Here is a 22,382-nt window from a genome sequence, read left to right as displayed (position 1 = left end):
CTTTAAGCAGATAATTATAGTTTAAGGATGATTCTAATATTTTTTGATAGAATTTATATATTGATTAATATAGGTATATAACAAAATAAGTCAAGGTGCATATATTTTTTACTTATCCTATTTGTAATATTAAATTTTTAAATAGTTCAAGCATAAAATGTTGTTCATGAATTATATGATTAACTAGTTCTTGCCAAACTTTATTTTCTTTTCCAAACTCAAGTAATTCAGGGTAGAAGGATAGAGCTTGAGTATCATAAAACATGAATTTATTAATAATTCTTTTTATATTTCCAATAGACTGATAATATAACATAGGATTAGCCCTTAAAGCTTTTTTTAAGTACACTACATCGTTATATAGTCCTAAAAACCTTTTATGAATATCATCAAGTTTATCTACAGCGGATTTTGGTAGGTTAATCTTAGAAAGAGAAGCCACCGTCTTAAGAAAAGTTGGATGTTCACTTGAAATATGGGTCCATAGTTCAAGTTCGTTAAAAATACAAGCAAATTGGTTTACATAAGTGTAACAATACATAGATTACCTCCTGATAAAGTGTGAACAGTATATTATATGTTATTTATATGGAAGAATGACTTAAAATGTACAGCAATTATTTATTCTTTTTATCAATGTTCTTTATATAATGAGCCTAAAGTTCCGCATTCTAAACTAGAAATTAATGTTCAAAGATTTTAAGTATATTAAAATGCGTAAAGGAAAAAATATATAAGTAAATTTAGTTATTTTTATTGCAGAATTTTTATAGTGGATGGAGGTAAATGAAGTGAAAAAAGTAATAAAAGTAGGATCAGTTATTCTAGTTATACTTGTAATAGCAGGATTTTTTATTATTAAGAATTTAACTGAGACCAAGGATGGTAAGCTTAATATGTATGTTGCTGCAAACTTGCAGTTATATAAAATTCTTAATCCTAAATCACTCAATAGTAAATCAATTGAAGAAACTAGAGGAGCTTTAAATAAGCAATCAACTAGGTGGTCAAATAAACCTATACCATTTTCCAATATTAAGAACCTTGATATAAAAATGAACAATGAGAAAATACCAGTAAGAATATATACACCTAAAAACGGTAGTAATTTTCCTATAATCATTTATTCACATGGTGGTTTCTGGATTGGAGGAAATGTTGATACTATTGATGGGGTTTGTAGAAAGCTTTCACAGAACACAAAAGCAATTGTAATATCTGTAAACTATAGGCTTGCGCCAGAAAATCCTTTTCCCGCTGGTCTTAATGATGTATATAATGTGCTTCAGTGGACTTATAAAAATGCAAAAAGCATAAATGGAAATGAAAAACATATAGCAGTTGTAGGGGATAGTGCAGGTGGAAATCTTTCTGCTGCAGTTTCAGCAATGTCACGGGATAAAAATGGACCTCCTATAACATGCCAGGTATTAATATATCCATCTACAAATATATTTGAATTGAACAGTAAATCTTGGTCTTATTTTTCTAATAGCTTAAATGTTTCAACAGAGGATATGGAAAAGTATATTTCAATTTATGCACCGAAAAAAGAAGATAGAAAAAACCCTTATGCATCCCCACTTTTATCTAAGGATCTTAGAAAATTACCTGATACACTCGTAGTGACAGCAGAAATTGATCCTCTCAGAGATGAAGGAGAAGCATATGCTAATAAACTAAAAGAATCTGGAGTTAAAGCAGAGGTTACTAGATATAAAGGCATTACTCATGGATTTATTACAATGGATAAAATTACAAATAAAGCAGACGAAGCATTAAATCAAATTTCTCTATATATACAAAAAGAGTTTCAAAAATAAACTTAATATAATTATTTTATTACAAAATTTATTATAAAGGATGTTGCAGAGATAAAAGTTAAGTTTAGTTGACAAATTGTCATCTTTACTTGATAGAAAAGATTTTTAATGTCTAGTATACTATAGTTAAAAGTTAACTTGAAATAGAGTAAAGGCTGGTGAGAATTATGTCATTAGGAGAAAAATTATTATATTTGCGTAAAAAGGCAGGTCTATCACAGGAAGATGTTGCTGAAAAATTAAGTGTATCCAGGCAAACAGTAAGTAAATGGGAAACAGATCAGACGGTTCCTGAACTTAATAAAGCAAAATTGCTAAGTGAACTTTACAATGTAAGTTATGACTATCTTATTAGTGAAAATTATATTAGTGGCGATGTTACTGGTATTGAAATGATAGTTGATGAAATTGACTGGACAGGTGCATGGAGTAAAAAGTACCCCATTTTAGCTTCATATCCAGATATAAAAGGAATAAACACTTATAGTGAAAAGATATCTGAGATTTATGATAGTTTTAAAAATGATTTCGGCTTTAACGATACAGATACTGTTTTGGTTTTAAAAGATATTTTATACCAAAAATATAAAATGGAAAAAAAGAAAACCAAATAAAATGAGCATACTTTATAGAGAAAAGCTCTCACATTGTGAGGGCTTTTTATAAATGCTTTTATATGATCATATTATGTTTTATTACTTTTTCAAAAAATAATCTGAAAAAGTACCCCATTTTTCTATTCTATTAAAGCTAGGATAAGATGAGATAAAGTGCACTATTATTGGAGAATTATCTAGTTTGGGGTGAAAACTAAAAAATTTTCTATCACCATATCTAATAGCCTCTAAAGCAAGAGGTAATTCACGCCTAAAAATATGATTTCGTACACCTGTAACAATTGGATTATTTCCATCTACATGTAGATAAACATGAAATAAGTAGTTTTTTTCTTTTTCAATCCATTCACCAAGAACCTCATCCCGCATGGCATCAATTTTATCATAGGCATAGGTTAATCCAATAGTTAAAAAAAGTTCTGCGGTTATATCAGAATGAGTAAGGGTGTAGCGTCTTCCTAAAATAGGTTCTGTATTAGTTACTCCATCTCTAAATTCCACTGAAAGTTTTTCAGGGTTCAATTTGCTCATTTAATCCCTTCCTGTACAATATTTCTCATAGGACTATTATATGATTAGGTTAAGGAAGTTGTCATTTAGGCAGCTATAAAATTTATTATAATATCATTAGCGCTATATAAATTTATAAAAAGAATATTGAAATAAATAAAAGAAAAGAACAAAAACTTTTTCCAACCGACTCTAGTTCCAAAATCTATCTTAACCTTTGATATATAAGAGGTTAGGTGGTGCTTTTTATGTAAATTTCAAATTATTTAAAACGGTTGGAAAATTTTGTTTAGGACCTTGTAAAATCAATGGTTCTATGATATCTTTGAAATTAAAGAATGGCTATTTTACTATGGTTAAACAGTAACATGAGATGTATTTAAATCTTTTTTTAACCTTGCTTAACTTCACCCATACTTGGTTGAACAATAACAAGGGATGCATTTAAACTTGTACACAGTCTGAATTAAAGGCGGCGTAACTTTTGAAAATGTAGATAAGAATAATATTCTTTGAAAATTGAATAAGACGGTGTTAAGAAGTAAAAAATATTTTATATTTACTACTAAAATAAACATTGATTAGTGTATAAATATGATATAATTACTAGTAATTATATCACAATAGTAAAAAATGGGGAACTAAAGATTATTTATAATAAGCTGTTAAAAGTAGAGGGAGAAAATATGTTTGTTGATTATAATAATAGTATCGTGAATCTTGCTTGCTCTATCTTAGAATATTTTGGTGCTGAGAGTGAACATAGTACACTAAAAGAAGTGGACGAGCTTTTGAAATATCAATATAAAAATGTAGTTATCTTGCTATTTGATGGATTAGGGGTTGATACATTACAATATCATTTATCGGAAAATGTTTTTTTTCGAAAGAATTTGATTAAGGAATATTCATCTGTGTTTCCTCCAACTACTACATCAGCAACGACCTCTATTGAAAGTGGTTTAACCCCTTTGGAACATGGGTGGCTAGGATGGAGTTTGTATTTTAGTGAAATAAATAAAATTGTAAACGCATTTATTAATACGGAAAAAGACACAGAAATTCATGTGGCGGATTATCATGTTGCCAGCCAAATTTTACCGTATAAAAGTATTTACGAAAAAATAAGAGATGCTAGGATGGCTAACGCATATAGTGTGTCAAAATTCGGAAGTAATAAAATAAAAACATTTGATGAATTGACGCATGAAGTAGAACGGTTGTGTGCTACCTCCGAAAAAAAATACATATATGGATATTGGGAAAATCCTGATAGCTTAATGCATGAGTTTGGTTGCTATAACAGTCTGGTTACTGAGAATATAAAAGAACTCGAAGAAAAAGTAACAGATATGTGCAAAAGATTATCCGATACATTGGTTATTGTTACTGCAGACCATGGACATTGTAATTTGAAGCACTATATTTTGAGTGTTTATCCTAAGTTAATTACTATGTTAAAACGTCCAACTTCTATCGAGACAAGAGCTACAGCTTTCTATATAAAAGATGAATATTTGAATGATTTTTCCACTGAATTCCATTATAATTTTGGCGACGACTTTTTATTGTACTCAAAAGAAGAGGTTATCGAAAAGAGTATATTTGGTGTTGGAAAAATGCATCCTAAGTTTGAAGAATTTATAGGAGATTATTTAGCAGTAGCAATTAGTGACAAAGGTATTGTTTATTCTCAAAGATCAAATCAATTTATTTCCAATCATGCTGGGATGACGGAACAGGAACTGAAGATACCACTTATAGCAATATGCAAAAAATGAGCATTATCAAAAGTTGATTCGTAATCATGATTCATCCAGATTTAATTGTGAGAAATTTCATTATAAACTTAATAGGGAAGTCTTAGATTTTTTATTGCATGAGATTATACGTAAAGTATTAATTTTCACTATAACTTAACAAATGATTGATATAATTTTAAAAAAATCAGGACTTACAATGATAAAGTAGATCCTGATTTTTATTAAATAATAGGCCTATAGTCAGTAATGTTTTTAGTCGTATATAGAAGCTTTATGAGGTTACAAAGCTCAATTATAGTATCTTCTATGAATTCTTCATCTAAATATGTGAAGCATATTCTAAGATTATTAAATTCTACTTCATTAGGATAACATATGGTTCCAGGTAAAAAAGAAATATTCTTTGTTGTAATAGAGTAAGATAATAGCTTTTCAACATTAAAATTTTTAGGAAGTGTAACCCAAATATTTATTCCACCTTCAGGTATCGCCCACTTCATACCAGAAGGTGCATGGATCTTCAATAAACTAATTACCTTATCACGTCTTTTTACCAGCTGTTTATTTAAACTTTCAATATAATATGTGATTTTATTGGACTGGATAAAGTTTATAATAGTCTTTTGGATTAGTACAGATGTTCCAAGATCATGATTAGCTTTAGCTGCTATAAGTCGTGAGAGTATCGAACTCTCTGATATAATGACAGCTAGCCGGTAGGAAGGACCTAGGATCTTGCTAAGACTTTTTATATAAACTACATGTCCATCAGTATCCATGGATTTTATTGTTTTAATCTTTTCTCTTTTATATGAAATTTCATTCCAAGGATCATCTTCAACTATAAGAATATCGTTATATCTAGCTATATCTAAAAGCTCTGCTTTCCGTTTTGAACTCATACTATATCCAGTTGGATTGTGAAAATTTGGAATAGTATAGATAAGCTTTGGCGAGTGTTTATCACATAGATTCATTAAAATATCAGTTCGCATACCTTCGCTGTCAACAGGAACAGTTAAAATTACTGCTCCTCTGCATTTAAATAAATCTATAGCCCCTGGATATGTAGGAGTTTCCATAACTACAATATCTCCAGGTCCAATAAAGGTGCTGGCTATAAGACTTATTCCTTGCTGTGAACCACTAGTTACTAAAATATTTTCCGGCGAAGTAGCTATTTCTTTTAATCTCAAGTATCGAGACATGATATTTCTAAACTCATAATCACCTTGAGCAGGAGGATATTGAGAAAGAAGCTTTATATCATTTTGAATTAAGCCTAAAGAATCCTTTAATATAGTTTTTGTAGGTAACAGTTTGTGATTTAATGAGGCCACGGACAAATTATAGTAATCATTGGAGTAGGATAAATTAGGATTATATCTAAATTGAGACCGGGATAAATAGTCTGGCACAGACATTTGCCACTGAAAACTATCTTTTTCAGTAATATTATTAGATTTCACCGCGCTGTTTCTTTCATTAACATAGGTACCTTTACCTTGGATTGTAGTTACCAAACCATTTTGCTCTAAATTATTATACGCTTTAATTATAGTCATTGGGCTAATACCTAATTCCTTGGCTAGACTTCTGATAGAAGGTAGCTTTTGACCAGCTTTTATAAATCCAGACATAATTCTATCCGAAAAGTAATGAACTAGTTGTTGAGTTATAGTAATTAGACTATTCTTATCAATTTTAATATTCATAAACAAACTCTCCTAAAGTGCTATATATAGGTATAATAATTATTGTTAAATTATATATCTGTATTATATCGTGATTCAATATTGAAAGCTATCAAAATCATAATTGTGTTTAAAAATTAACTGTTATACTTTGTGTTTGACTGTTATATACGTAATTGATTTATAATTATGGAGTAAATTATGTTTAAGTATTGGAGGGCTATTTAATGAGAAAATATTTATTAATCTTAGAAAAATTATTTTTTCCAAAAATCCCAAATAAACTTCATTTGCTATAATATCAAAAAGAAATATTAGGAAACAATGAATGGGAGGAATTCGATTATGAGAAAATTTGAGTATACCTTGGTGGATGTTTTTACAAATCAGGTGTTTGGCGGAAATCAGCTGGCCGTATTCAAAGATGCGGAAAAGCTGTCAAGTGAAGAAATGCAGAGTATTGCGAGAGAGCTTAATCTTTCCGAAACAACCTTTGTTACAGATATTGGGCCAAATCATAAAAAGCTCAGAATATTTACACCAAAAACCGAGCTGCCTATGGCAGGCCACCCAACCATCGGTACGGCTTTTGTTCTTGCTGATGAAGGCGCTGTCGAAACCCGCGAGGGAATGAACAAGCTTATTTTTGAAGAAGGCGTCGGAGAAATAGCTGTTTCTATTCACGTGGAAGGCGGGAGAATCAGGTCGATTGAAATGGAACAGCCTATGCCGGTATTCGGGCAGGTCTTTGGAGATATAAGGACAGCCGCCGAACTACTCTCCCTTGATATCGCCGATATTGATACAACCAGCCCTATCCAGACAGTGTCTACCGGCGTGCCTTTTTTGTATATCCCGCTAAAAAGCCTGGATGTGATCAGCAAGATAAAGCTAAGGCTTGATACATGGGAGAAATTCTTTTCGGCAAGCGAGGATACGAAACATATATTCGCTTTTACTAGGGAAACCCTCCATGTCGGATCAACCATACACAGCAGGATGTTCGCTCCGGCTATGGGCATTGCAGAAGATCCAGCTACAGGCGGGGCAAGCGGTCCGCTGGGAGCATATTTGGTTGAACACGGTCTGGTGGCACACGGGTATGACGGTAAATATATGATTATAAATGAGCAGGGAATTGAAATGGGAAGACCGAGCTTTATTAATATTACTGTTAGCAAAACGTATAACAATTTTTCTGAAATCAAGATCGGTGGAACCTGTGTGAAATTTGGAGCCGGGTTGATCGAGCTGCCGACTTTATAGCTCAGGCTTCGCATGTAAAAAATATAAATTCCATTATCGGGTAATACTAGGAGTAGCTAAAGGACTGCTGATGTATAGTACAAAATTGATATAATATGGTATATAGTGTTTGTTTTTATCAACTAAGAAAGACATTTCTACCTTTCTTAGTTGATGAACAATTTGAAATTTTTGCGTAGTAAATGATAAAGATCTTCTTTGAAAATTAAATGATGCGGTATTTACACTATATGTTATGATTTTAGGTAAAATAAATGTTAATTATATTTTTTATATAAGGAGGAATTAAAATGGAATATTTTCATGTTGATGTTTTTAGCAATGAAATATTATCTGGCAATGGATTAACTGTTGTTTTTTGTAATGAGGAATTAGAGGATAATCTTATGTTGAAATTAACACAAGAGTTTAAGCAATTTGAAACAATTTTTGTGAGAAGAATAGATAATAGTATATTTAATGCAAGAATTTTTACAGTAGATGAAGAATTGGATTTTGCGGGGCATCCTATTTTGGGAGCAGCTGCTACTATTCATAGTCATATTTTTAGAAATGAAGAAGATATAGCAATTGCATTTCAATTAAATCAAAAAACAATTATAGTTAATTCAAAAAAGATAGAGGAGTATTATGAAGTACAAATGAATCAAGGAAAAGCGGAATTCCTCTGTGAAGTTTCAAAAGAGAAGAGAAATAAATATGTACATGCATTGAACTTGTCAGAAGAGAATTTAAGCGAAGAATTTCATATGGAAGTTGTATCAACAGGATTACCATACTTATTAGTACCATTAACTTCAGGAATAGAGAATGCAAAAATAATTAGTTCTAAATTTGAAGAAATGTTAAAAGAAGTAGGTGCTAAATTTGCTTATATATTTGATGTGAATTATATAGAAGGACGGACCTGGGATAATCAAGGAAACGTTGAGGATGTTGCAACAGGAAGTGCAGCTGGACCATTAGGTGCATATTTATATAAGCATAATATTTTTAATGTAGGTCATGAGATTATAATAAATCAAGGAAGATTTGTCGGCAGACCTAGTAAAATTAAGGTTTCTATGAGCATTTCTGAAAAAGAAATATTAGTGTCTGGAGAGGTAGCTATTTTGGCAAAGGGAACTATTTTACTATAATAATAAACGTAAAAAATCGCATTATTCAAGAAATTGAATTTGCGATTTTTTATTGCGCAATTCAAATATATTGTAAAGTTAACTGAATTTTTCCAGCCAAAATAAATTTTAAAACCTATTTAGAGCGTTGACACATAAGGTTTATGGTAAGTTTTTATTTTATATTTGTAAAAAGCAAAACTACTTGGAAAAATTTCTGTAAAATCTTGTAAAATCAATGGTTGTATGATATCCTTGAAATTAAAGAATGGCTATTTTATTATGGTTGAACATTAACATAGGATGTATTTAAATCTCTACTTTTATATTGCTTTTGTCTAGCTTTTTCCAAGTTGAACATTAACATAGGATGTATTTAAATTTGTACATAATCTGAAATTAAAGCGAAGTAGCCCTTGAAAATAAAATTGCTAATAAGGTTCTTCAAAAATTGAATAATGCGGTATATCATGTAATTAATGTTAACTGATACAAAATAGTGAAAACACATGACATAAATTATATAAATAATTTTGTTTATTGCACGGTGTATTTTGATATAATATTTAACATAAATAATTTATAGTAGGTACAGTGATGAACCAAGGGCAAGAAAAATTTTTAGGCTTTATTTTAGAAAGAGTAGAAGAGGATAAGATTGAGGAAGTACAAACAGTTATGAAGCAATTTGCAGAAAATTTTAGTCATTAATAAAAACAGATTTGAAAATTATACAAGTTTACTTTTTTATATAAAATGATATTGAAGAGTATTATCTTTGGCAATTAAGAGCAAAGTTCTGTTATATTCTTTTTATTTAATGCAACAACTTAATAATTTACTTGAACACCACATTATTTCATGATGGTAAGATATTATGAATCTATTACTAAGATGAATAACATATTAAAAATTAAATATAAATTCAATGTATGGGGATAATTGTTAAAATAAATTATTAGGAGGGAATTATTATTAAAAATTTAAGAAAATTATGTGCTATTTTTACTATAGTTATAACTCTTACGGCTTGTGGTTCTAATACAACTAGTATAAAATCTACAGAAAGTAATGGTAAGACAGTTACCGATGAACAATCATCCAAATCAACACAGGTTGAAACTCATGTAAAAATTCCAACTACTAAAGAAATCGTAAATACATTATGTTCTGATGAATTTGAAGGTAGATTAATTGGTTCAAAAGGAAATGATAAGGCTGGAGAATATGTTAATAAGATTTTTAAAGATATAGGACTAGCTCCTTTGTTCGGGAACAGTTATTATGAAAAGTATTCTCAGGATATTATAAAAGTTTACGGAGGTGGTGAAGACAGCAAAATGGGAACAATTAATAATGTTGTAGGTGTTATAAAAGGTAAAAACAGTAAAAAAGCAGTGGTAATATCAGCACATTTTGATCATATAGGATATCAAGATGGAAAGATTATTAGAGGAGCATTAGATAATGCTTCTGGTATGTCAGCTTTAATAAAAGTAGCTAATAATTTAAAGGAAAAGTCAAAGGAAAAACCTTTTGATATGGATATAGTTATATGTGCCTTTAATGGAGAAGAAGAGGGATTAGCAGGAAGTCGAGCATTTGTTGATGAGATTATATCTAAATCATTGTATGAGAACTTATATAATATTAATATAGATTCTATAGGTTCTAAAAATGGAGGAAAGCTGGCTTTAAAGAATAAAAGTAAAGTATCTAACAAACTATATGCTTCTGTGAAAACTACTTTAAAAAAGAATAATATTGAATTTGCAGATACAACTATAAGGGGTGCAAGTGACCACATGAGTTTTGAAAATGAAAAAATTCCTAATTTTTTCTTTGTACAGGAAAATATAAAGGAATTGATTCATAAGCCTACAGATACTCCAGACACTTTAGATTATGAACAAATAGATAGGATTGCAAATGCTATAAGTGATTTTGTAGAAACAAATAATGGTATAATGTTTGGAGCAAAGTGATAGCCACTAAGAAAATTGATTGAAACTATATATAATAAAAAAGTTGTATGAGCCAGCAATAAAAATCGAATAGCAGTCCTAAATACCGTATCATTCAAAGATGGATATGCGGTTTTTTTACGTCGTAATACAAAGATAATAAGCAATTTTAAATTATTGTAGAGGAGTGAGTTTAGTGAAAAAAGAAGTAGAATTAATTAAAGAAGTTGTAGAAAATTTATTAAACGCAGAATTATTAGAATAAAATGGTTGGACTGAAGAAGATATAGAAATACTCAATAAATTAAAAGATAAAGATTTTTATATAACATTTAAAGAAGGTTAATTACACAATTCAAAAGTTTATCGTATATCAGATTTTCTTAATATTGATAGGTTTTTTAGTTAATGATTTGATATAGGCAATATTGCTTATAAAATCAGATAAAATAGGAGGTTACTGACATATAATCTCCTATTTTATAGATATTAATATTAATTTTAGATGTTATTAAGTTATTGTTGATAAGTTAAATTGAGCAACTTGGCTGTAAATCAAGTAATGCTCCGAATTTTTGAGAAGCTGTTATAAAGCATATTAAGGCTAAAAGTTCAGAAACTTCATTATCACTAAATTCATTTTTTAGTCTATTAAAATATTCATTATCAATAAGTTGATTTTTAGAAATAATATCTGCGATTTTAGTAGCAATTAAAATTTTTGAATCAGTTATTTCATTAGATGGCTTACCTTTAGACATACAATATTGACATCCGTTATTAAAAGCAAGGGTACGTCTTACTTCTTCTTTTAATTCATGTGTAAATGTATTACTATTAAAAAAGCATTCTTCTAAAGAAGTCCATTTTTCCATTATATATTTATTATGACCTAATAATTGTTGAAATGGTGTGAGTCCTTCTTGTGAAAAAGTTATTCTTGCCATGGTATCTCTCCTCTATAAATATATTTTATTAACAATTAATATTATACAAATTATAATGTTAATATTGTATTGTAATTGATATATAATATAATAATAAATATATCATTTGAAATAATAATTTGAGAGAGGAAGTTACAAATGAAATTAGATGAAATAGACGTATTAATTTTACAAGAGTTACAAAAAGATAGTAGGCTATCTATAAGAGAATTATCTAAACGTATAAATCTTTCACCACCATCTGTTACTGAAAGAGTAAGAAGACTCGAAGATGATGGGGTTATTGAAGGGTATACAATTAAAATAAATAAAAAGAAACTTGGATTGTCTATTGATTGTATAGTCAAGGTAACTATGAAAAATGGACAGTATGAAAAATTCAAGATATTCATTAAGGAGTATAAACGAAGTGAATGGTGTTATAGAATTGCTGGTGATGGATGCTTTTTAGTTAAATTATTAGTTAAATCTTTAAATGATATAGAAGAATTTATAAATGATATATCTTCATATGCAATAACAGAAACTATTATAGCATTTTCGGAGGTAACAATAAATAATAGCATTAATAAATTCTTAGGAGAATAAGAATATGGCATATGAAAAAACGAACAATTTACTCAAACACCACAATTATTAAAAGTCTTAGAAGAATCTAAAGCTTTTATTCAATATGTTGTAAAACACACATCATATATAATCATTTAGATGGATTTCGATATATAATAAATACTAAAAGATACACTTAAAGAGGTGGGAAATATGAGTTTTTTTACTTTAAATATTTTAATAGGAGCAATGGCTTTTATAATAAATAAGATAAACAACATGTCTCAAGATATAGATCCCTTTGAAGCCTTCAATGATATAGAAGAGAATTTGGAAGAGATAGACAATGAAAAGGTAACTAACTTTGTTAATGGATTAATAAATGCTAGTATGTCGAATCCATCAATAGGATACTTCTTTATGTTTTTAGTATATATGACCCCTGTTTTAAATTTATTGTTACTAATTAAAGGAATAGTAAATTATTTTAATAAAGCAGAAGGATAATCTTTTAACAAATACCTAAAGTGACTTTAGGCAGAAAGGAGAGAATTATGAGATATAGTATTACAGATTTAGCAGAAATTCTTGGATGCACCACAAGTGCTATTCACTATTTTGAAAAAGAACATTTGATTAAAGTGGAAAAAGGGAAAAATGGTCATCGCTACTATAATGTTGTAGATGTATTTCGATTGCTTTCTTATACAAAGTATCGTTCTATGGAAATACCTATGAAAACTATTATTGCACAATTTGGTGGGGAAGAAAATAATTATAAATTAATAGAAGAAAGAGAAGCAATGTATCAATTAGAAGCCTTAAAAAGGGCCCAATATTACATGAATTTAGCAGATGCTATTGGGGAACATCTTGTTAGCGTAAGAAGAATTGAAGAACTATTGAATAAATATGAATTTGCAAAGTCACCTGAAGTAACGATTATATGTGATGATGAGTGTGGATGGCTTTCAAAAAAGCGTAGTTCCCAAAGGATAATTCATGAATGGGTAAAAGCAATGCCAACAGTTCAGCTGGGGGTATTTGATTCAAGAATGGGAATGAGTAACTTTGGATATTTGGTAAACACCAAAAAGCTAGAAGAATTAGAGCTTCCATTAGGTTTACACACAAAACAATTAAAAAGCACCTCTTGTATACATACAATTGTAATGGCAGATGAGGATTTTACACAACATCCTCAGAAAGTTTTTAAAAAGGCTTCTGAATTTGCAATAAAAAAAGGTCTTGAAATAGGTGAAATAGCCTGGGGAAAGATATTATTAGTTGAGGTTGAAAAGGGAGCTAAATTGCATCCATATATAGAATTATGGATTTCGATAAAAATATAACAATATCCTCTTGAAAGTAAAGCTACTTTATGCTCTATACTGAAGGTAACAAGAAAATAAAAAAATACAAATGTGAATTCAGAAAGGAGAAAGAAAATGAAGGATAAGTATAAGGTACTTTATGACCCAATTAAAATTGGAAAATTGGAGATTAAAAATAGATATGTTCTTGCTCCAATGGGACCAGGAGGAATGTGTAACGCCGATGGTAGTTTTAATGAAAGAGGAATTGAGTTTTATGTAGAACGTGCAAAAGGCGGAACTGGATTAATTATGACAGGCGTAACAATGGTGGAAAATAGCATTGAAAAATGTGCATTGCCATCCATGCCATGTCCAACAATTAACCCTTTAAACTTTATTACAACAGGTAATGAAATGACAGAAAGAGTCCATGCATATGGAGCAAAAATCTTTTTACAATTATCAGCAGGCTTTGGCCGAGTAAGTATACCATCTATTGTAGGAAAAGTGGCAGTAGCACCTTCTAAAATTCCACATAGATTTTTACCAGGAGTAACCTGTCGTGAGTTAACTACAGAAGAAGTAAAAGAATATGTAAAAGCCTTTGGTGAGTCAGCAGAAATTGCAAAAAAAGCCGGATTTGATGGTGTAGAAATTCACGCAGTACATGAAGGATATTTATTAGATCAATTTGCTATTTCTTTCTTTAACCATCGTACTGATGAATATGGTGGATCATTAGAAAATCGTTTAAGATTTGCCTGTGAAGTTGTACAAGAAATTAAGAAACGTTGTGGACAAGACTTCCCAGTTTCTCTTAGATACAGTATAAAAAGCTTCATTAAAGATTGGTGTAAAGGCGGTTTACCAGGTGAAGAATTTGAAGAAAAAGGAAGAGATATTCCAGAAGGAATTGAAGCTGCAAAAATGCTTGTTGCAGCAGGATATGATGCGTTAAATGGAGACGTTGGATCTTATGATTCATGGTATTGGAGTCATCCACCAATGTATCAAAAGAAGGGATTATACCTTCCATACAATGAGATCCTTAAAAATGCAGTAGATGTACCTATTATTACCGCAGGAAGAATGGAAGATCCTGAACTATCAAGTGATGCAATTTTGTCAGGAAAAACAGATATGATTGCTTTAGGAAGACCACTTCTTGCAGATGCAGAAATTCCAAATAAAATCTTTGAAGATAAATATGATAAAGTTAGACCTTGTTTATCTTGTCAAGAAGGGTGTATGGGAAGATTACAGAATTTTGCAACAGTATCCTGTGCAGTAAACCCTGCCTGTGGACGTGAAAAAGAGTATGGACTAAAAAAAGCAGAACAGATTAAAAAAGTTCTTGTTGTAGGTGGTGGTGTTGCAGGAATGGAAGCCGCAAGAGTTGCAGCTGTTCGTGGACACAAAGTAACATTGATTGAAAAGAATGGTTATCTTGGCGGAAATATTGTACCAGGAGGAGTTCCAGATTTCAAAGATGATGATCGTGCACTTGTTAAGTGGTATGAGGGCATATTGAAAGATTTAGGTGTTGAAATAAAGTTAAATGTGGATGCCTCAAAGGAAAATATCAAAGAATTTGGAGCTGATGAAGTACTTTTAGCAACAGGTTCTAGTCCAAGAACATTGACTATTGAAGGAGCTGATAACGTTTATTCAGCAGAAGATGTGCTAATGGAAAGAAAAAATGTTGGTGAAAAGGTTATTGTAATTGGTGGAGGACTTGTTGGATGTGAAACAGCTCTTTGGTTAAAACAACAAGGTAAAGAGGTTACAATTGTAGAGATGCAAAATGATATTTTACAAGTAGGAGGACCTTTATGTCATGCAAACCATGATATGCTTAATGATTTAATTAAATTTAATAAGATTAATGTTAAGACAGGCTCTTATATCAGCAAGAAAACAGATAAAGGTTTTGTTTTAAATACAGATGGACAAGAATCAATCATTAATGCTGATAGTGCTGTTGTAGCTATTGGATATTTATCTGAAAAAGACTTATATAATGAAGTTAGATTTGATATTCCAAATGCAAGGCTGATTGGAGATGCTAATAAAGTTCAAAATATTATGTATGCTATTTGGAGTGCATATGAAATAGCTAAAAATATCTAAATAGATCTTTGCAAAAAACTAGAATGGGTTAATATCCAATCTAGTTTTTTATTTTTTACTGAAATTCTATAAGTATATGGGTGTTTGTTATGCACTACTTGTATATGATATTCTTAGAAATAAAGAATAGCTATTTTACTATGGTTGAACATTAACATGAGATGTATTATTAAAAATAGTAGTTGTAGCTTATGCTATAGCTATTATTTTTTATTTTTTGATAAATTTTTTAAACAAAATTAGTAATTTATTAATAAAGATTTAAAATAATTATTTAATTTTAATTTAAGGCTGTATCAGAATTTATAAAAAAGTAAAAATATGTAGGATAAAAAAAGAAGGAATTCAATTAATTGTAAGGAATGTTGTAATTATAGGGTATTAAAACAAAATAAAAATATCAATAGGGGGAATAAAGATGAAAAAGAAAACAACTATATTAAGTATCTTTTTAGCTGTTTTTATGGCTTTAGCACTAAATGTAGGCAATGTTAAAGCTGCAGCAAATGGACAAGATATAGTAAACTATGCCAAAAAATTTATAGGAACACCATATGTTTCTGGTGGAACTACTTCATCAGGATTTGATTGTTCAGGATTCGTTCAATATGTATACAGAAATGCAGCAGGAATAAACTTACCAAGAACAACATATGATCAAATTAATGTAGGTACTGCAGTATCACAAAGTAATCTACAGCCAGGAGATTTAGTTTTCCCACATACCGGTCATGTAGGTATATATGTTGGAAATGGACAAATGATACATTCTCCAAAACCAGGAGATGTAGTCAAAATAGCATCAGTATATAAATTCTATGCAGGAAGAAGAATAATACCTTCATTTGTTAAAAGTGATTTTATAAAACGAATTAATTCTTCTTCATTACCACTTTTAAAAAATTGTGAAATAAAATCAGGCACTAGTTTTTATGATATACCAGATGGAAATAAAAATGGAACAATAAATTATAGTGGCTATAAAGTAAATATATATGGTAAATGTGGAGACTGGTATTTAGTAAATAAAATAAATGATCAATGGATACATAAAGATAGTATAGTATCTATGCCTCAATTACCTATACTAGCAAAAGGAAAATCTATTACTAATAAATTATTGTTTTTAGATAATCCATATATGAACGAAAAATCTACAGGAAGTAGGGGCATGGATGCAGAAGTTGAAATTTATGATGAATATAGTGGATACTATTTAGTTAATATATCAAAAAACATCCAATGGGTAAATAAAAATGATATTAGAATAAGTTATATGCCACAATTACCTTCTGCTTCAAGCAATCCAATAAAACAATGTGTTGCTCCGAAAGGAACAATATGTTACAGCTTCCCAACAGGAAATAAAAATAATAAAAATGGAGTTATTCCAGAAAATAGACAATTAAATGTTTATGGAGAATATAAAGGTTGGTACTTAGTTAATAAAATAAATCCTCAATGGATACAGATAAAATAAAATGAATAATTTTAAAGCAGTTCTTAATCGGGCTGCTTATTTTTAATGATTTAAAGGGGTTTTTTAACATTTATAGAATATTAAATATAACGGTTTCCCAATAGGTTAATTATAGACATCCTTCATAATGCAAAAAAGAACCTTAATAAACAGGGCTCTTTTGTTTGACGTATTTTATCTATAATAAAATTTATTAAAATACCTATAAAACCAGTAATTAAGCAGTTTTATCCTATAAATTACTTTTATTTTTTATATATAAATATATACATAGGATGTATTTAAATTTTGCTATAGGTTTTGGTTTATTATAGTATAAATACGTTGAACAATAACATGAGATGTACTTAAGCAAGAAATGTAATTATTTGATTTGGAATAAGCATTTATACATGGCAATAATTTTTGAGTTAAATTGTAGGATTTTTATTGACTAAAATATTTTTTAAATTTAGTTTCAGATTATAATTTAGAGTATTATTGAAATTATAGCCCCCATTAAAAGAAGTTAAATGTTTTTCTTTTAATGGGGCTATATAAATTGTTAGATACTAATTATTTAAAAATTTTTTCAATGAATCATTATCTTTAAATAAGTCTTTTAAGTTACCGTATTTTTGTCCTAAATTTTTTCTATCATATTTATAGGATTCTTCTCCTATATTGTCTACATTAAATTTAATAATTTCAGCGTTTGGTATAAGAGATAATAATACTACCGCATTCTTTTCTAAAAGCTTGTCAGCTTTTTTGTCACTCCAAAATTTATTATAATTTTCTTCACCTAAATTTTCATTCGCTTTATAGTTAACAGTTATTTCATATGGCTCCTTACTAGCTTGTAGACTAAATCCAGCACTATATTTATTAGCAGGTAAATTTTTTATAATACTTCCTACAGAACTATTATCGCCTATATATGTGCCTTTATATTTTATCAAATCATATGTTTCAACTTTAGAATTATTTTTTATATTTTCCTTTGATTTTTTTTCAGAATTCATTCTACAACCTACTAAATTTAATGATAGGATTATTATTAAAGGTATTAATATTTTAAGTTTGTTTTTCATATAATGCCTCCTATTTTACAATATATTGTCTCACAATTATACATTAGATTAAGGTGTAACTATAGTTGGATTATAGCATTAATTACAATATAATGGTATACATTTTCAATGGTTATTTTCACATGGGTATTGAATATATTCACTTTTAATAAAATTAATATTATTTTAGAATTAAGCAAAAGAAGAATATTCTATAATCTTTATGGTCAGTTTTAAAAATAAAAATAGCAAAATAAGAACAGAAAAACATTTTGTTTTGTTATATTATAATAATAGCTTCATGAAGTAGGTGAGTATGTAATGAATTATAGAAAAGATATAGAAAATTGTATTGATTATATAGAAGAGCATATTAAAGAGCCTCTTACACTTAAAGAGATTACACAGGAAATAGGGTACTCATCATATCATTTCTGCAGAGTTTTTTCTTTTTTAAAGGGTATGCCCTTAATGGAATATGTAAGAAAAAGGAGACTTTCTTTATCTACTATAGATTTATTAGAAGGTGAAAAAATAATTGATGTTGCTTTAAAATGGGGATTTGAAACACCAAGTAGTTTTGCAAGAGCCTTTAGAAAAGAGTTTGAATGTAGTCCAAGTCAATATATTAAAAAAATGAAATCCTATTACAAAAGTGAAAATAATTTAATACTAGGTAAGTTTATGAATGCTCCATATATAGTTAAAAAACATGGATTTAAAGTTGCTGGATATGGTATTAAAACTAATGTGGCAGATAGTAAATATACAAAGGATGTAGCCTCCTTTTGGAGCAATTATAATGGAGAAAATCTAGAAAGTAAACTATACAAAATTCTATCACCCTTAAAACATGGGGAAGTTGGATTATGCATACCTTGTTCTGATAGTGGGGATATAACCTATTTATTAGGGGTTATTGTTGAGGATTTTTCTAAAGTAACTTCTGATATGATAACTGTTGAAGTACCAAAGGCTCAGTATGCAGTGTTTACTACAAATCCTGTTAATACGGTAGATAGCAAAGACCAAAGGGAATTTGCAAAAATTATTAAAGAATCATGGAAATATATATTTGATGAATGGTTTAAAAATAATGATTACGAATATGATGAAGAAAAATTGGATTTTGAATTTTATGATGAGAGATGTCATTTAAGACCAGACACAGTTATGGATATTTATGTGCCGATAAAAAAGTTGGAAAGGTGATATTAAATGATTAATTATTATGGAAGTTTATGTACAGTAATGTATGAGTTACTACATCCTCATGCACCAGAAGATGAGCTGCAATTTTATTTACAATATGCAAAAAAGAAGATGAAAATACTAGAACCCCTTTGTGGAAGTGGAAGATTTCTAGTACCTTTTTTAGAAAGAGGCTTTAATATTACTGGATTTGATATGTCAGAAGAAATGCTAAAAGAACTTTATAAAAAAGCTCCCAAGGCAAAGGTTTTTCAAAGTTCTATTGAAGAATTTTCTCCAAAGGAAAAATATGATTATATTTTTATTACATCTGGTTCATTTTCATTATTTCTTGATGAGGATATTGCCTTTAATGTGCTGGTAAAAATGAAGGAAGCACTAGCACCAAAAGGCAAGTTTGTTTTTGCTGCTGAGACAACTGCCAATATAATTCCTGATAGGGAAGAGTACCTTGAAAATTGTCACGTAAAGACTAAAGAAGGTTATGATATAATCTTTAAAAGTAAAAGTTTTTATGATAAACAAAAAAAAATATTATCTACACCAAGTTTATATGAGTTATATGATGGCGATAATTTACTAGGTAAAGAAGAAATGGATTTTCGTATAAAATTATATGATTTTGGAGAATTAGACAAGTTAATATTAAAGGCAGGATTTAAAGGGAGCCATGTATTCAGTGATTTCAATAGAAGAGAATCTATAGATAAAAATACTGAAACCTTTTTATATGAATGTTATATTTAACAATGAAATATTTTCCAAGAAATTTTAACTTTAAAACCTATCTTAGCTATTTAAATATAATGCTTAAGATAGGTTTTTGTTTTGTAATACTGTTTTATGTTATTATTTATCTAATTCATCTAGAGACATTAGTTTTAATAATCCATTTCGTAATAAAATTAGAATTACACCAAATACTATTACAATGCCAGATATTAAGCCAAATATTTGGGTATATCCTAGGGTATCTGTAAATCCTGCAAGTTTTCCTGAAATTATGCTTGAAAAGAAGAAGCTTAAGTACCATGCACCCATTGCTAGGGAGCCGTATTTTGCAGGAGCTAATTTATTGAACATTGCCATTCCTATTGGAGATAGGCAAAGCTCTCCTACTGTTAATAAAAAGTAAGCCACAATGATGAAAAGTATGTTCATTTGTTTACTTCCGTCTAAAACACCACCTAATGTTGATATACCTAGTATTAAGGTTAAGAAGGCAATACCTGTTAAAATCATTCCAAGTCCCATTTTAGTAGGAACTGATAGGTCGCCCTTTTTACTATTCCCAAGTTTTAACCATATATTCGCAATTATTGGTGACAATACTACGCAAAAGATTGCATTAATAGAAGTAAGCCAAGGTACAGGCATTGTAAATCCACCGATGGTTCTGTTTACAAGTTTATTTGCAAGTAAAGAGAAGGATGTAGCAGTTTGATCCCATGCTGACCAAAATATAATGACAAACACAAACATCACAATCATTGCTTTAATACGATTTTTCTCTAATTGTGTCAAAGGTTGTGCTTTAGCTTTTTCTGTTGATTTTGTGCTTACGGATTCTGTGAAAGTTTTTTTATCTTTAGAAACGGGGTATTTCCCTATCTCACCTAGCCATTTAGGCGATACAATCCAAATAAAGATACCTATAAATATCATTATCAAAGTACACATAAGAAAAATGTATTTATAACCATAGGCTGCGATTTCACCATCAGCGGCTACTTTAGCGAACCATTTATCAGAAATTAAACCAGCAATTATAGGTCCAAAAAAAGCACCGATATTTATAAACATATAAAATATGCTATAGGCAGCATCTTTTTTAGACAATTCATTTTTGCTATAAAGTTCACCTACAAGGCTACTAATTTGTGCCTTGAAAAATGCACCAGCAACAATTAGGATAATAAGTCCCAACCAGACACTACCAATATTTGGTTTGGCAAAAAATAGCGCCAAATAACCACAAGCAGTTAGAAAACAACCTAATATTAGTGATTTTTGGATTCCAAGCCATTTATCAGTTATATATCCACCAACTAGGGAACCCATATAGTTTATACCTTGGTATAAACCTATGATAGCAGCGGCTTTTGGTACACTTAGACCAAGTCCATTTTTGCTAACATCAGCTGTTAAAAATAGTATTAATATTGAAACTACTGCATAAGCTGCATAACTTTGTAAAGCTATGGAGATATTTACTAGCCATAATCCAATAGGATGTTTTTGTTTTTTTTCAGACATTGTGAAATACCTTCCTTCTATTATTTATAATTATTAAATTTCTCTAGTATATTCTTTTAACCATTATTTTCACCTTTGCATACAATAAGTTCATTTTCAATACGTATTCCATGTGAGCCTGCTATATAAATTCCTGGTTCATCAGTAATAACTATACCTTCTTCAAAGCGATGAGTTTCCTTTGGAGGGTATTGCCACCTAAATCCAGTTGGTTCTTCATGAATGTTCATCAAATATCCAACACCGTGGCCAGTACCATGATTAAAGTTTAAGTTTTTATTCCAGAATGGAGCACGTGCAAGGATGTCCAAATTCATACCGTTACAACCATAAAGGAATTCTCCATGAGCAAGATGCATGTTACTATGGTAGCATGTTCACCACATGAAGAAATAGGTTCAAAACTTGGACAAATAAATCTACCTTGTTCTGCAGGGAACGCATCTAGTTTATTAGAAGAACTTATTTCTGTAATAACTTCTTTGTATATTTTATTATATGGATGTATAAATAATGCACCATTTTCCTTAAGATTTGATTTAATTTCATCATTTAATTTATTTTCATTGATGAATAGATGCACCTAATCCATTGTAATAATAATAAAATTAGTGGGAAAAATTCAATATGGTTTCCACGAATGTTAAGAGTCCATGCAATATCATCTTCTGAATTAACATCTTTA

At 29.5% G+C, this 22,382-nt stretch carries 20 protein-coding genes and 1 pseudogene; 14 read left to right on the top strand and 7 right to left on the bottom strand.

Annotation, left to right across the window (positions count from 1 at the left end):
- Positions 1–112 precede the first annotated feature (112 nt).
- On the bottom strand, positions 113–541 hold the full coding sequence (locus tag ACYUDJ_RS10655; protein WP_003485222.1) for a DUF2935 domain-containing protein: 429 nt from the start codon (positions 539–541) through the stop codon (positions 113–115).
- Positions 542–791: 250 nt separating this feature from the next.
- Here ACYUDJ_RS10655 and ACYUDJ_RS10650 point away from each other — a divergent pair, with 250 nt between their 5' ends.
- Together ACYUDJ_RS10650 and ACYUDJ_RS10645 are read left to right on the top strand one after the other, a co-directional pair.
- Positions 792–1,823: an alpha/beta hydrolase gene (locus ACYUDJ_RS10650; RefSeq protein WP_043032066.1), complete on the top strand. Its 1,032-nt coding sequence runs from the start codon at positions 792–794 to the stop codon at positions 1,821–1,823.
- 167 nt (positions 1,824–1,990) lie between these two features.
- Positions 1,991–2,437, top strand: a complete 447-nt coding sequence (locus tag ACYUDJ_RS10645) for a helix-turn-helix domain-containing protein (RefSeq protein WP_043032065.1) — start codon at positions 1,991–1,993, stop codon at positions 2,435–2,437.
- Between the two features lie 81 nt (positions 2,438–2,518).
- On the opposite strand, the gene ACYUDJ_RS10640 is transcribed toward ACYUDJ_RS10645, so the two are convergent.
- Positions 2,519–2,971: a staygreen family protein gene (locus ACYUDJ_RS10640; RefSeq protein ID WP_043032064.1), complete on the bottom strand. Its 453-nt coding sequence runs from the start codon at positions 2,969–2,971 to the stop codon at positions 2,519–2,521.
- A gap of 665 nt (positions 2,972–3,636) precedes the next feature.
- Between ACYUDJ_RS10640 and ACYUDJ_RS10635 the strand changes: the two genes are divergently transcribed.
- Entirely contained in the window at positions 3,637–4,731 is a 1,095-nt protein-coding gene (locus ACYUDJ_RS10635; RefSeq protein WP_043032063.1) for an alkaline phosphatase family protein, read from the top strand.
- Positions 4,732–4,934: 203 nt separating this feature from the next.
- On the opposite strand, the gene pdxR is transcribed toward ACYUDJ_RS10635, so the two are convergent.
- Complete coding sequence (pdxR, locus tag ACYUDJ_RS10630) at positions 4,935–6,428, bottom strand: MocR-like pyridoxine biosynthesis transcription factor PdxR (RefSeq protein ID WP_043032062.1); 1,494 nt, start codon at positions 6,426–6,428, stop codon at positions 4,935–4,937.
- A 324-nt stretch (positions 6,429–6,752) separates the two neighbouring features.
- Between pdxR and ACYUDJ_RS10625 the strand changes: the two genes are divergently transcribed.
- The 3 genes from ACYUDJ_RS10625 to ACYUDJ_RS10615 all read left to right on the top strand — a co-directional run bounded on the left by ACYUDJ_RS10625 (position 6,753) and on the right by ACYUDJ_RS10615 (position 10,776).
- The gene (locus ACYUDJ_RS10625) at positions 6,753–7,673 is read left to right on the top strand and encodes a PhzF family phenazine biosynthesis protein (RefSeq protein WP_043032061.1); all 921 of its coding nucleotides are present in this window, start codon (positions 6,753–6,755) and stop codon (positions 7,671–7,673) included.
- Between the two features lie 290 nt (positions 7,674–7,963).
- Positions 7,964–8,812 (top strand): PhzF family phenazine biosynthesis protein, encoded by an 849-nt coding sequence (locus ACYUDJ_RS10620; protein WP_460289637.1) that lies wholly within the window; start codon positions 7,964–7,966, stop codon positions 8,810–8,812.
- Between the two features lie 1,244 nt (positions 8,813–10,056).
- The gene (locus ACYUDJ_RS10615; RefSeq protein WP_242850954.1) at positions 10,057–10,776 is read left to right on the top strand and encodes a M28 family metallopeptidase; all 720 of its coding nucleotides are present in this window, start codon (positions 10,057–10,059) and stop codon (positions 10,774–10,776) included.
- A gap of 509 nt (positions 10,777–11,285) precedes the next feature.
- On the opposite strand, the gene ACYUDJ_RS10610 is transcribed toward ACYUDJ_RS10615, so the two are convergent.
- Positions 11,286–11,702: a carboxymuconolactone decarboxylase family protein gene (locus ACYUDJ_RS10610; protein WP_033065066.1), complete on the bottom strand. Its 417-nt coding sequence runs from the start codon at positions 11,700–11,702 to the stop codon at positions 11,286–11,288.
- A gap of 138 nt (positions 11,703–11,840) precedes the next feature.
- Here ACYUDJ_RS10610 and ACYUDJ_RS10605 point away from each other — a divergent pair, with 138 nt between their 5' ends.
- The 5 genes and pseudogenes from ACYUDJ_RS10605 to ACYUDJ_RS10585 all read left to right on the top strand — a co-directional run.
- Positions 11,841–12,290 carry an Lrp/AsnC family transcriptional regulator gene (locus tag ACYUDJ_RS10605; RefSeq protein ID WP_003493852.1) on the top strand — a complete coding sequence of 150 codons (450 nt, stop codon included), beginning with the start codon at positions 11,841–11,843 and terminating at the stop codon, positions 12,288–12,290.
- Between the two features lie 174 nt (positions 12,291–12,464).
- Complete coding sequence (locus ACYUDJ_RS10600) at positions 12,465–12,758, top strand: hypothetical protein (protein ID WP_163200821.1); 294 nt, start codon at positions 12,465–12,467, stop codon at positions 12,756–12,758.
- A gap of 47 nt (positions 12,759–12,805) precedes the next feature.
- On the top strand, positions 12,806–13,603 hold the full coding sequence (locus ACYUDJ_RS10595) for a MerR family transcriptional regulator (protein ID WP_061326547.1): 798 nt from the start codon (positions 12,806–12,808) through the stop codon (positions 13,601–13,603).
- 96 nt (positions 13,604–13,699) lie between these two features.
- A complete protein-coding gene (locus ACYUDJ_RS10590) occupies positions 13,700–15,697 on the top strand; it encodes an oxidoreductase (protein WP_460285611.1) in 1,998 nt (665 codons plus the stop codon).
- A 418-nt stretch (positions 15,698–16,115) separates the two neighbouring features.
- Positions 16,116–16,556 (top strand): annotated as a pseudogene (locus tag ACYUDJ_RS10585) (C40 family peptidase); the annotation flags it as partial.
- Positions 16,557–17,728: 1,172 nt separating this feature from the next.
- Here ACYUDJ_RS10585 and ACYUDJ_RS10580 read toward each other — a convergent pair.
- Entirely contained in the window at positions 17,729–18,250 is a 522-nt protein-coding gene (locus tag ACYUDJ_RS10580) for a DUF4825 domain-containing protein (protein WP_460289636.1), read from the bottom strand.
- Positions 18,251–18,550: 300 nt separating this feature from the next.
- Here ACYUDJ_RS10580 and ACYUDJ_RS10575 point away from each other — a divergent pair, with 300 nt between their 5' ends.
- Positions 18,551–19,441, top strand: a complete 891-nt coding sequence (locus ACYUDJ_RS10575; RefSeq protein WP_460289635.1) for an AraC family transcriptional regulator — start codon at positions 18,551–18,553, stop codon at positions 19,439–19,441.
- A gap of 6 nt (positions 19,442–19,447) precedes the next feature.
- A complete protein-coding gene (locus ACYUDJ_RS10570) occupies positions 19,448–20,188 on the top strand; it encodes a class I SAM-dependent methyltransferase (RefSeq protein WP_460289634.1) in 741 nt (246 codons plus the stop codon).
- Between the two features lie 102 nt (positions 20,189–20,290).
- Here ACYUDJ_RS10570 and ACYUDJ_RS10565 read toward each other — a convergent pair whose 3' ends face one another.
- Together ACYUDJ_RS10565 and ACYUDJ_RS10560 are read right to left on the bottom strand one after the other, a co-directional pair.
- Complete coding sequence (locus tag ACYUDJ_RS10565) at positions 20,291–21,697, bottom strand: peptide MFS transporter (RefSeq protein ID WP_460289633.1); 1,407 nt, start codon at positions 21,695–21,697, stop codon at positions 20,291–20,293.
- 56 nt (positions 21,698–21,753) lie between these two features.
- Entirely contained in the window at positions 21,754–22,014 is a 261-nt protein-coding gene (locus ACYUDJ_RS10560) for a M24 family metallopeptidase (protein WP_460289632.1), read from the bottom strand.
- Between the two features lie 27 nt (positions 22,015–22,041).
- Here ACYUDJ_RS10560 and ACYUDJ_RS10555 point away from each other — a divergent pair, with 27 nt between their 5' ends.
- Positions 22,042–22,284: a hypothetical protein gene (locus tag ACYUDJ_RS10555; protein WP_460289631.1), complete on the top strand. Its 243-nt coding sequence runs from the start codon at positions 22,042–22,044 to the stop codon at positions 22,282–22,284.
- The last annotated feature ends 98 nt before the right edge of the window (positions 22,285–22,382 follow it).

The sequence above is a fragment of the Clostridium sp. CTA-6 genome, from assembly GCF_054768115.1.
The sequence above is the reverse complement of the archived record's forward strand: the minus strand, read 5'-3'. Positions and strand labels throughout refer to the sequence as shown.

Excerpts from the sequence above, each read along its gene's own strand:
- ACYUDJ_RS10655 (WP_003485222.1), bottom strand. The coding sequence starts at position 541 with ATGTATTGTTACACTTATGTAAACCAATTTGCTTGTATTTTTAACGAA.
- ACYUDJ_RS10645 (WP_043032065.1), top strand. The coding sequence starts at position 1,991 with ATGTCATTAGGAGAAAAATTATTATATTTGCGTAAAAAGGCAGGTCTA.
- ACYUDJ_RS10640 (WP_043032064.1), bottom strand. The coding sequence starts at position 2,971 with ATGAGCAAATTGAACCCTGAAAAACTTTCAGTGGAATTTAGAGATGGA.
- ACYUDJ_RS10635 (WP_043032063.1), top strand. The coding sequence starts at position 3,637 with ATGTTTGTTGATTATAATAATAGTATCGTGAATCTTGCTTGCTCTATC.
- pdxR (WP_043032062.1), bottom strand. The coding sequence starts at position 6,428 with ATGAATATTAAAATTGATAAGAATAGTCTAATTACTATAACTCAACAA.
- ACYUDJ_RS10625 (WP_043032061.1), top strand. The coding sequence starts at position 6,753 with ATGAGAAAATTTGAGTATACCTTGGTGGATGTTTTTACAAATCAGGTG.
- ACYUDJ_RS10620 (WP_460289637.1), top strand. The coding sequence starts at position 7,964 with ATGGAATATTTTCATGTTGATGTTTTTAGCAATGAAATATTATCTGGC.
- ACYUDJ_RS10610 (WP_033065066.1), bottom strand. The coding sequence starts at position 11,702 with ATGGCAAGAATAACTTTTTCACAAGAAGGACTCACACCATTTCAACAA.
- ACYUDJ_RS10605 (WP_003493852.1), top strand. The coding sequence starts at position 11,841 with ATGAAATTAGATGAAATAGACGTATTAATTTTACAAGAGTTACAAAAA.
- ACYUDJ_RS10600 (WP_163200821.1), top strand. The coding sequence starts at position 12,465 with ATGAGTTTTTTTACTTTAAATATTTTAATAGGAGCAATGGCTTTTATA.
- ACYUDJ_RS10595 (WP_061326547.1), top strand. The coding sequence starts at position 12,806 with ATGAGATATAGTATTACAGATTTAGCAGAAATTCTTGGATGCACCACA.
- ACYUDJ_RS10590 (WP_460285611.1), top strand. The coding sequence starts at position 13,700 with ATGAAGGATAAGTATAAGGTACTTTATGACCCAATTAAAATTGGAAAA.
- ACYUDJ_RS10580 (WP_460289636.1), bottom strand. The coding sequence starts at position 18,250 with ATGAAAAACAAACTTAAAATATTAATACCTTTAATAATAATCCTATCA.
- ACYUDJ_RS10575 (WP_460289635.1), top strand. The coding sequence starts at position 18,551 with ATGAATTATAGAAAAGATATAGAAAATTGTATTGATTATATAGAAGAG.
- ACYUDJ_RS10570 (WP_460289634.1), top strand. The coding sequence starts at position 19,448 with ATGATTAATTATTATGGAAGTTTATGTACAGTAATGTATGAGTTACTA.
- ACYUDJ_RS10565 (WP_460289633.1), bottom strand. The coding sequence starts at position 21,697 with ATGTCTGAAAAAAAACAAAAACATCCTATTGGATTATGGCTAGTAAAT.
- ACYUDJ_RS10560 (WP_460289632.1), bottom strand. The coding sequence starts at position 22,014 with ATGAATTTGGACATCCTTGCACGTGCTCCATTCTGGAATAAAAACTTA.
- ACYUDJ_RS10555 (WP_460289631.1), top strand. The coding sequence starts at position 22,042 with ATGAGCAAGATGCATGTTACTATGGTAGCATGTTCACCACATGAAGAA.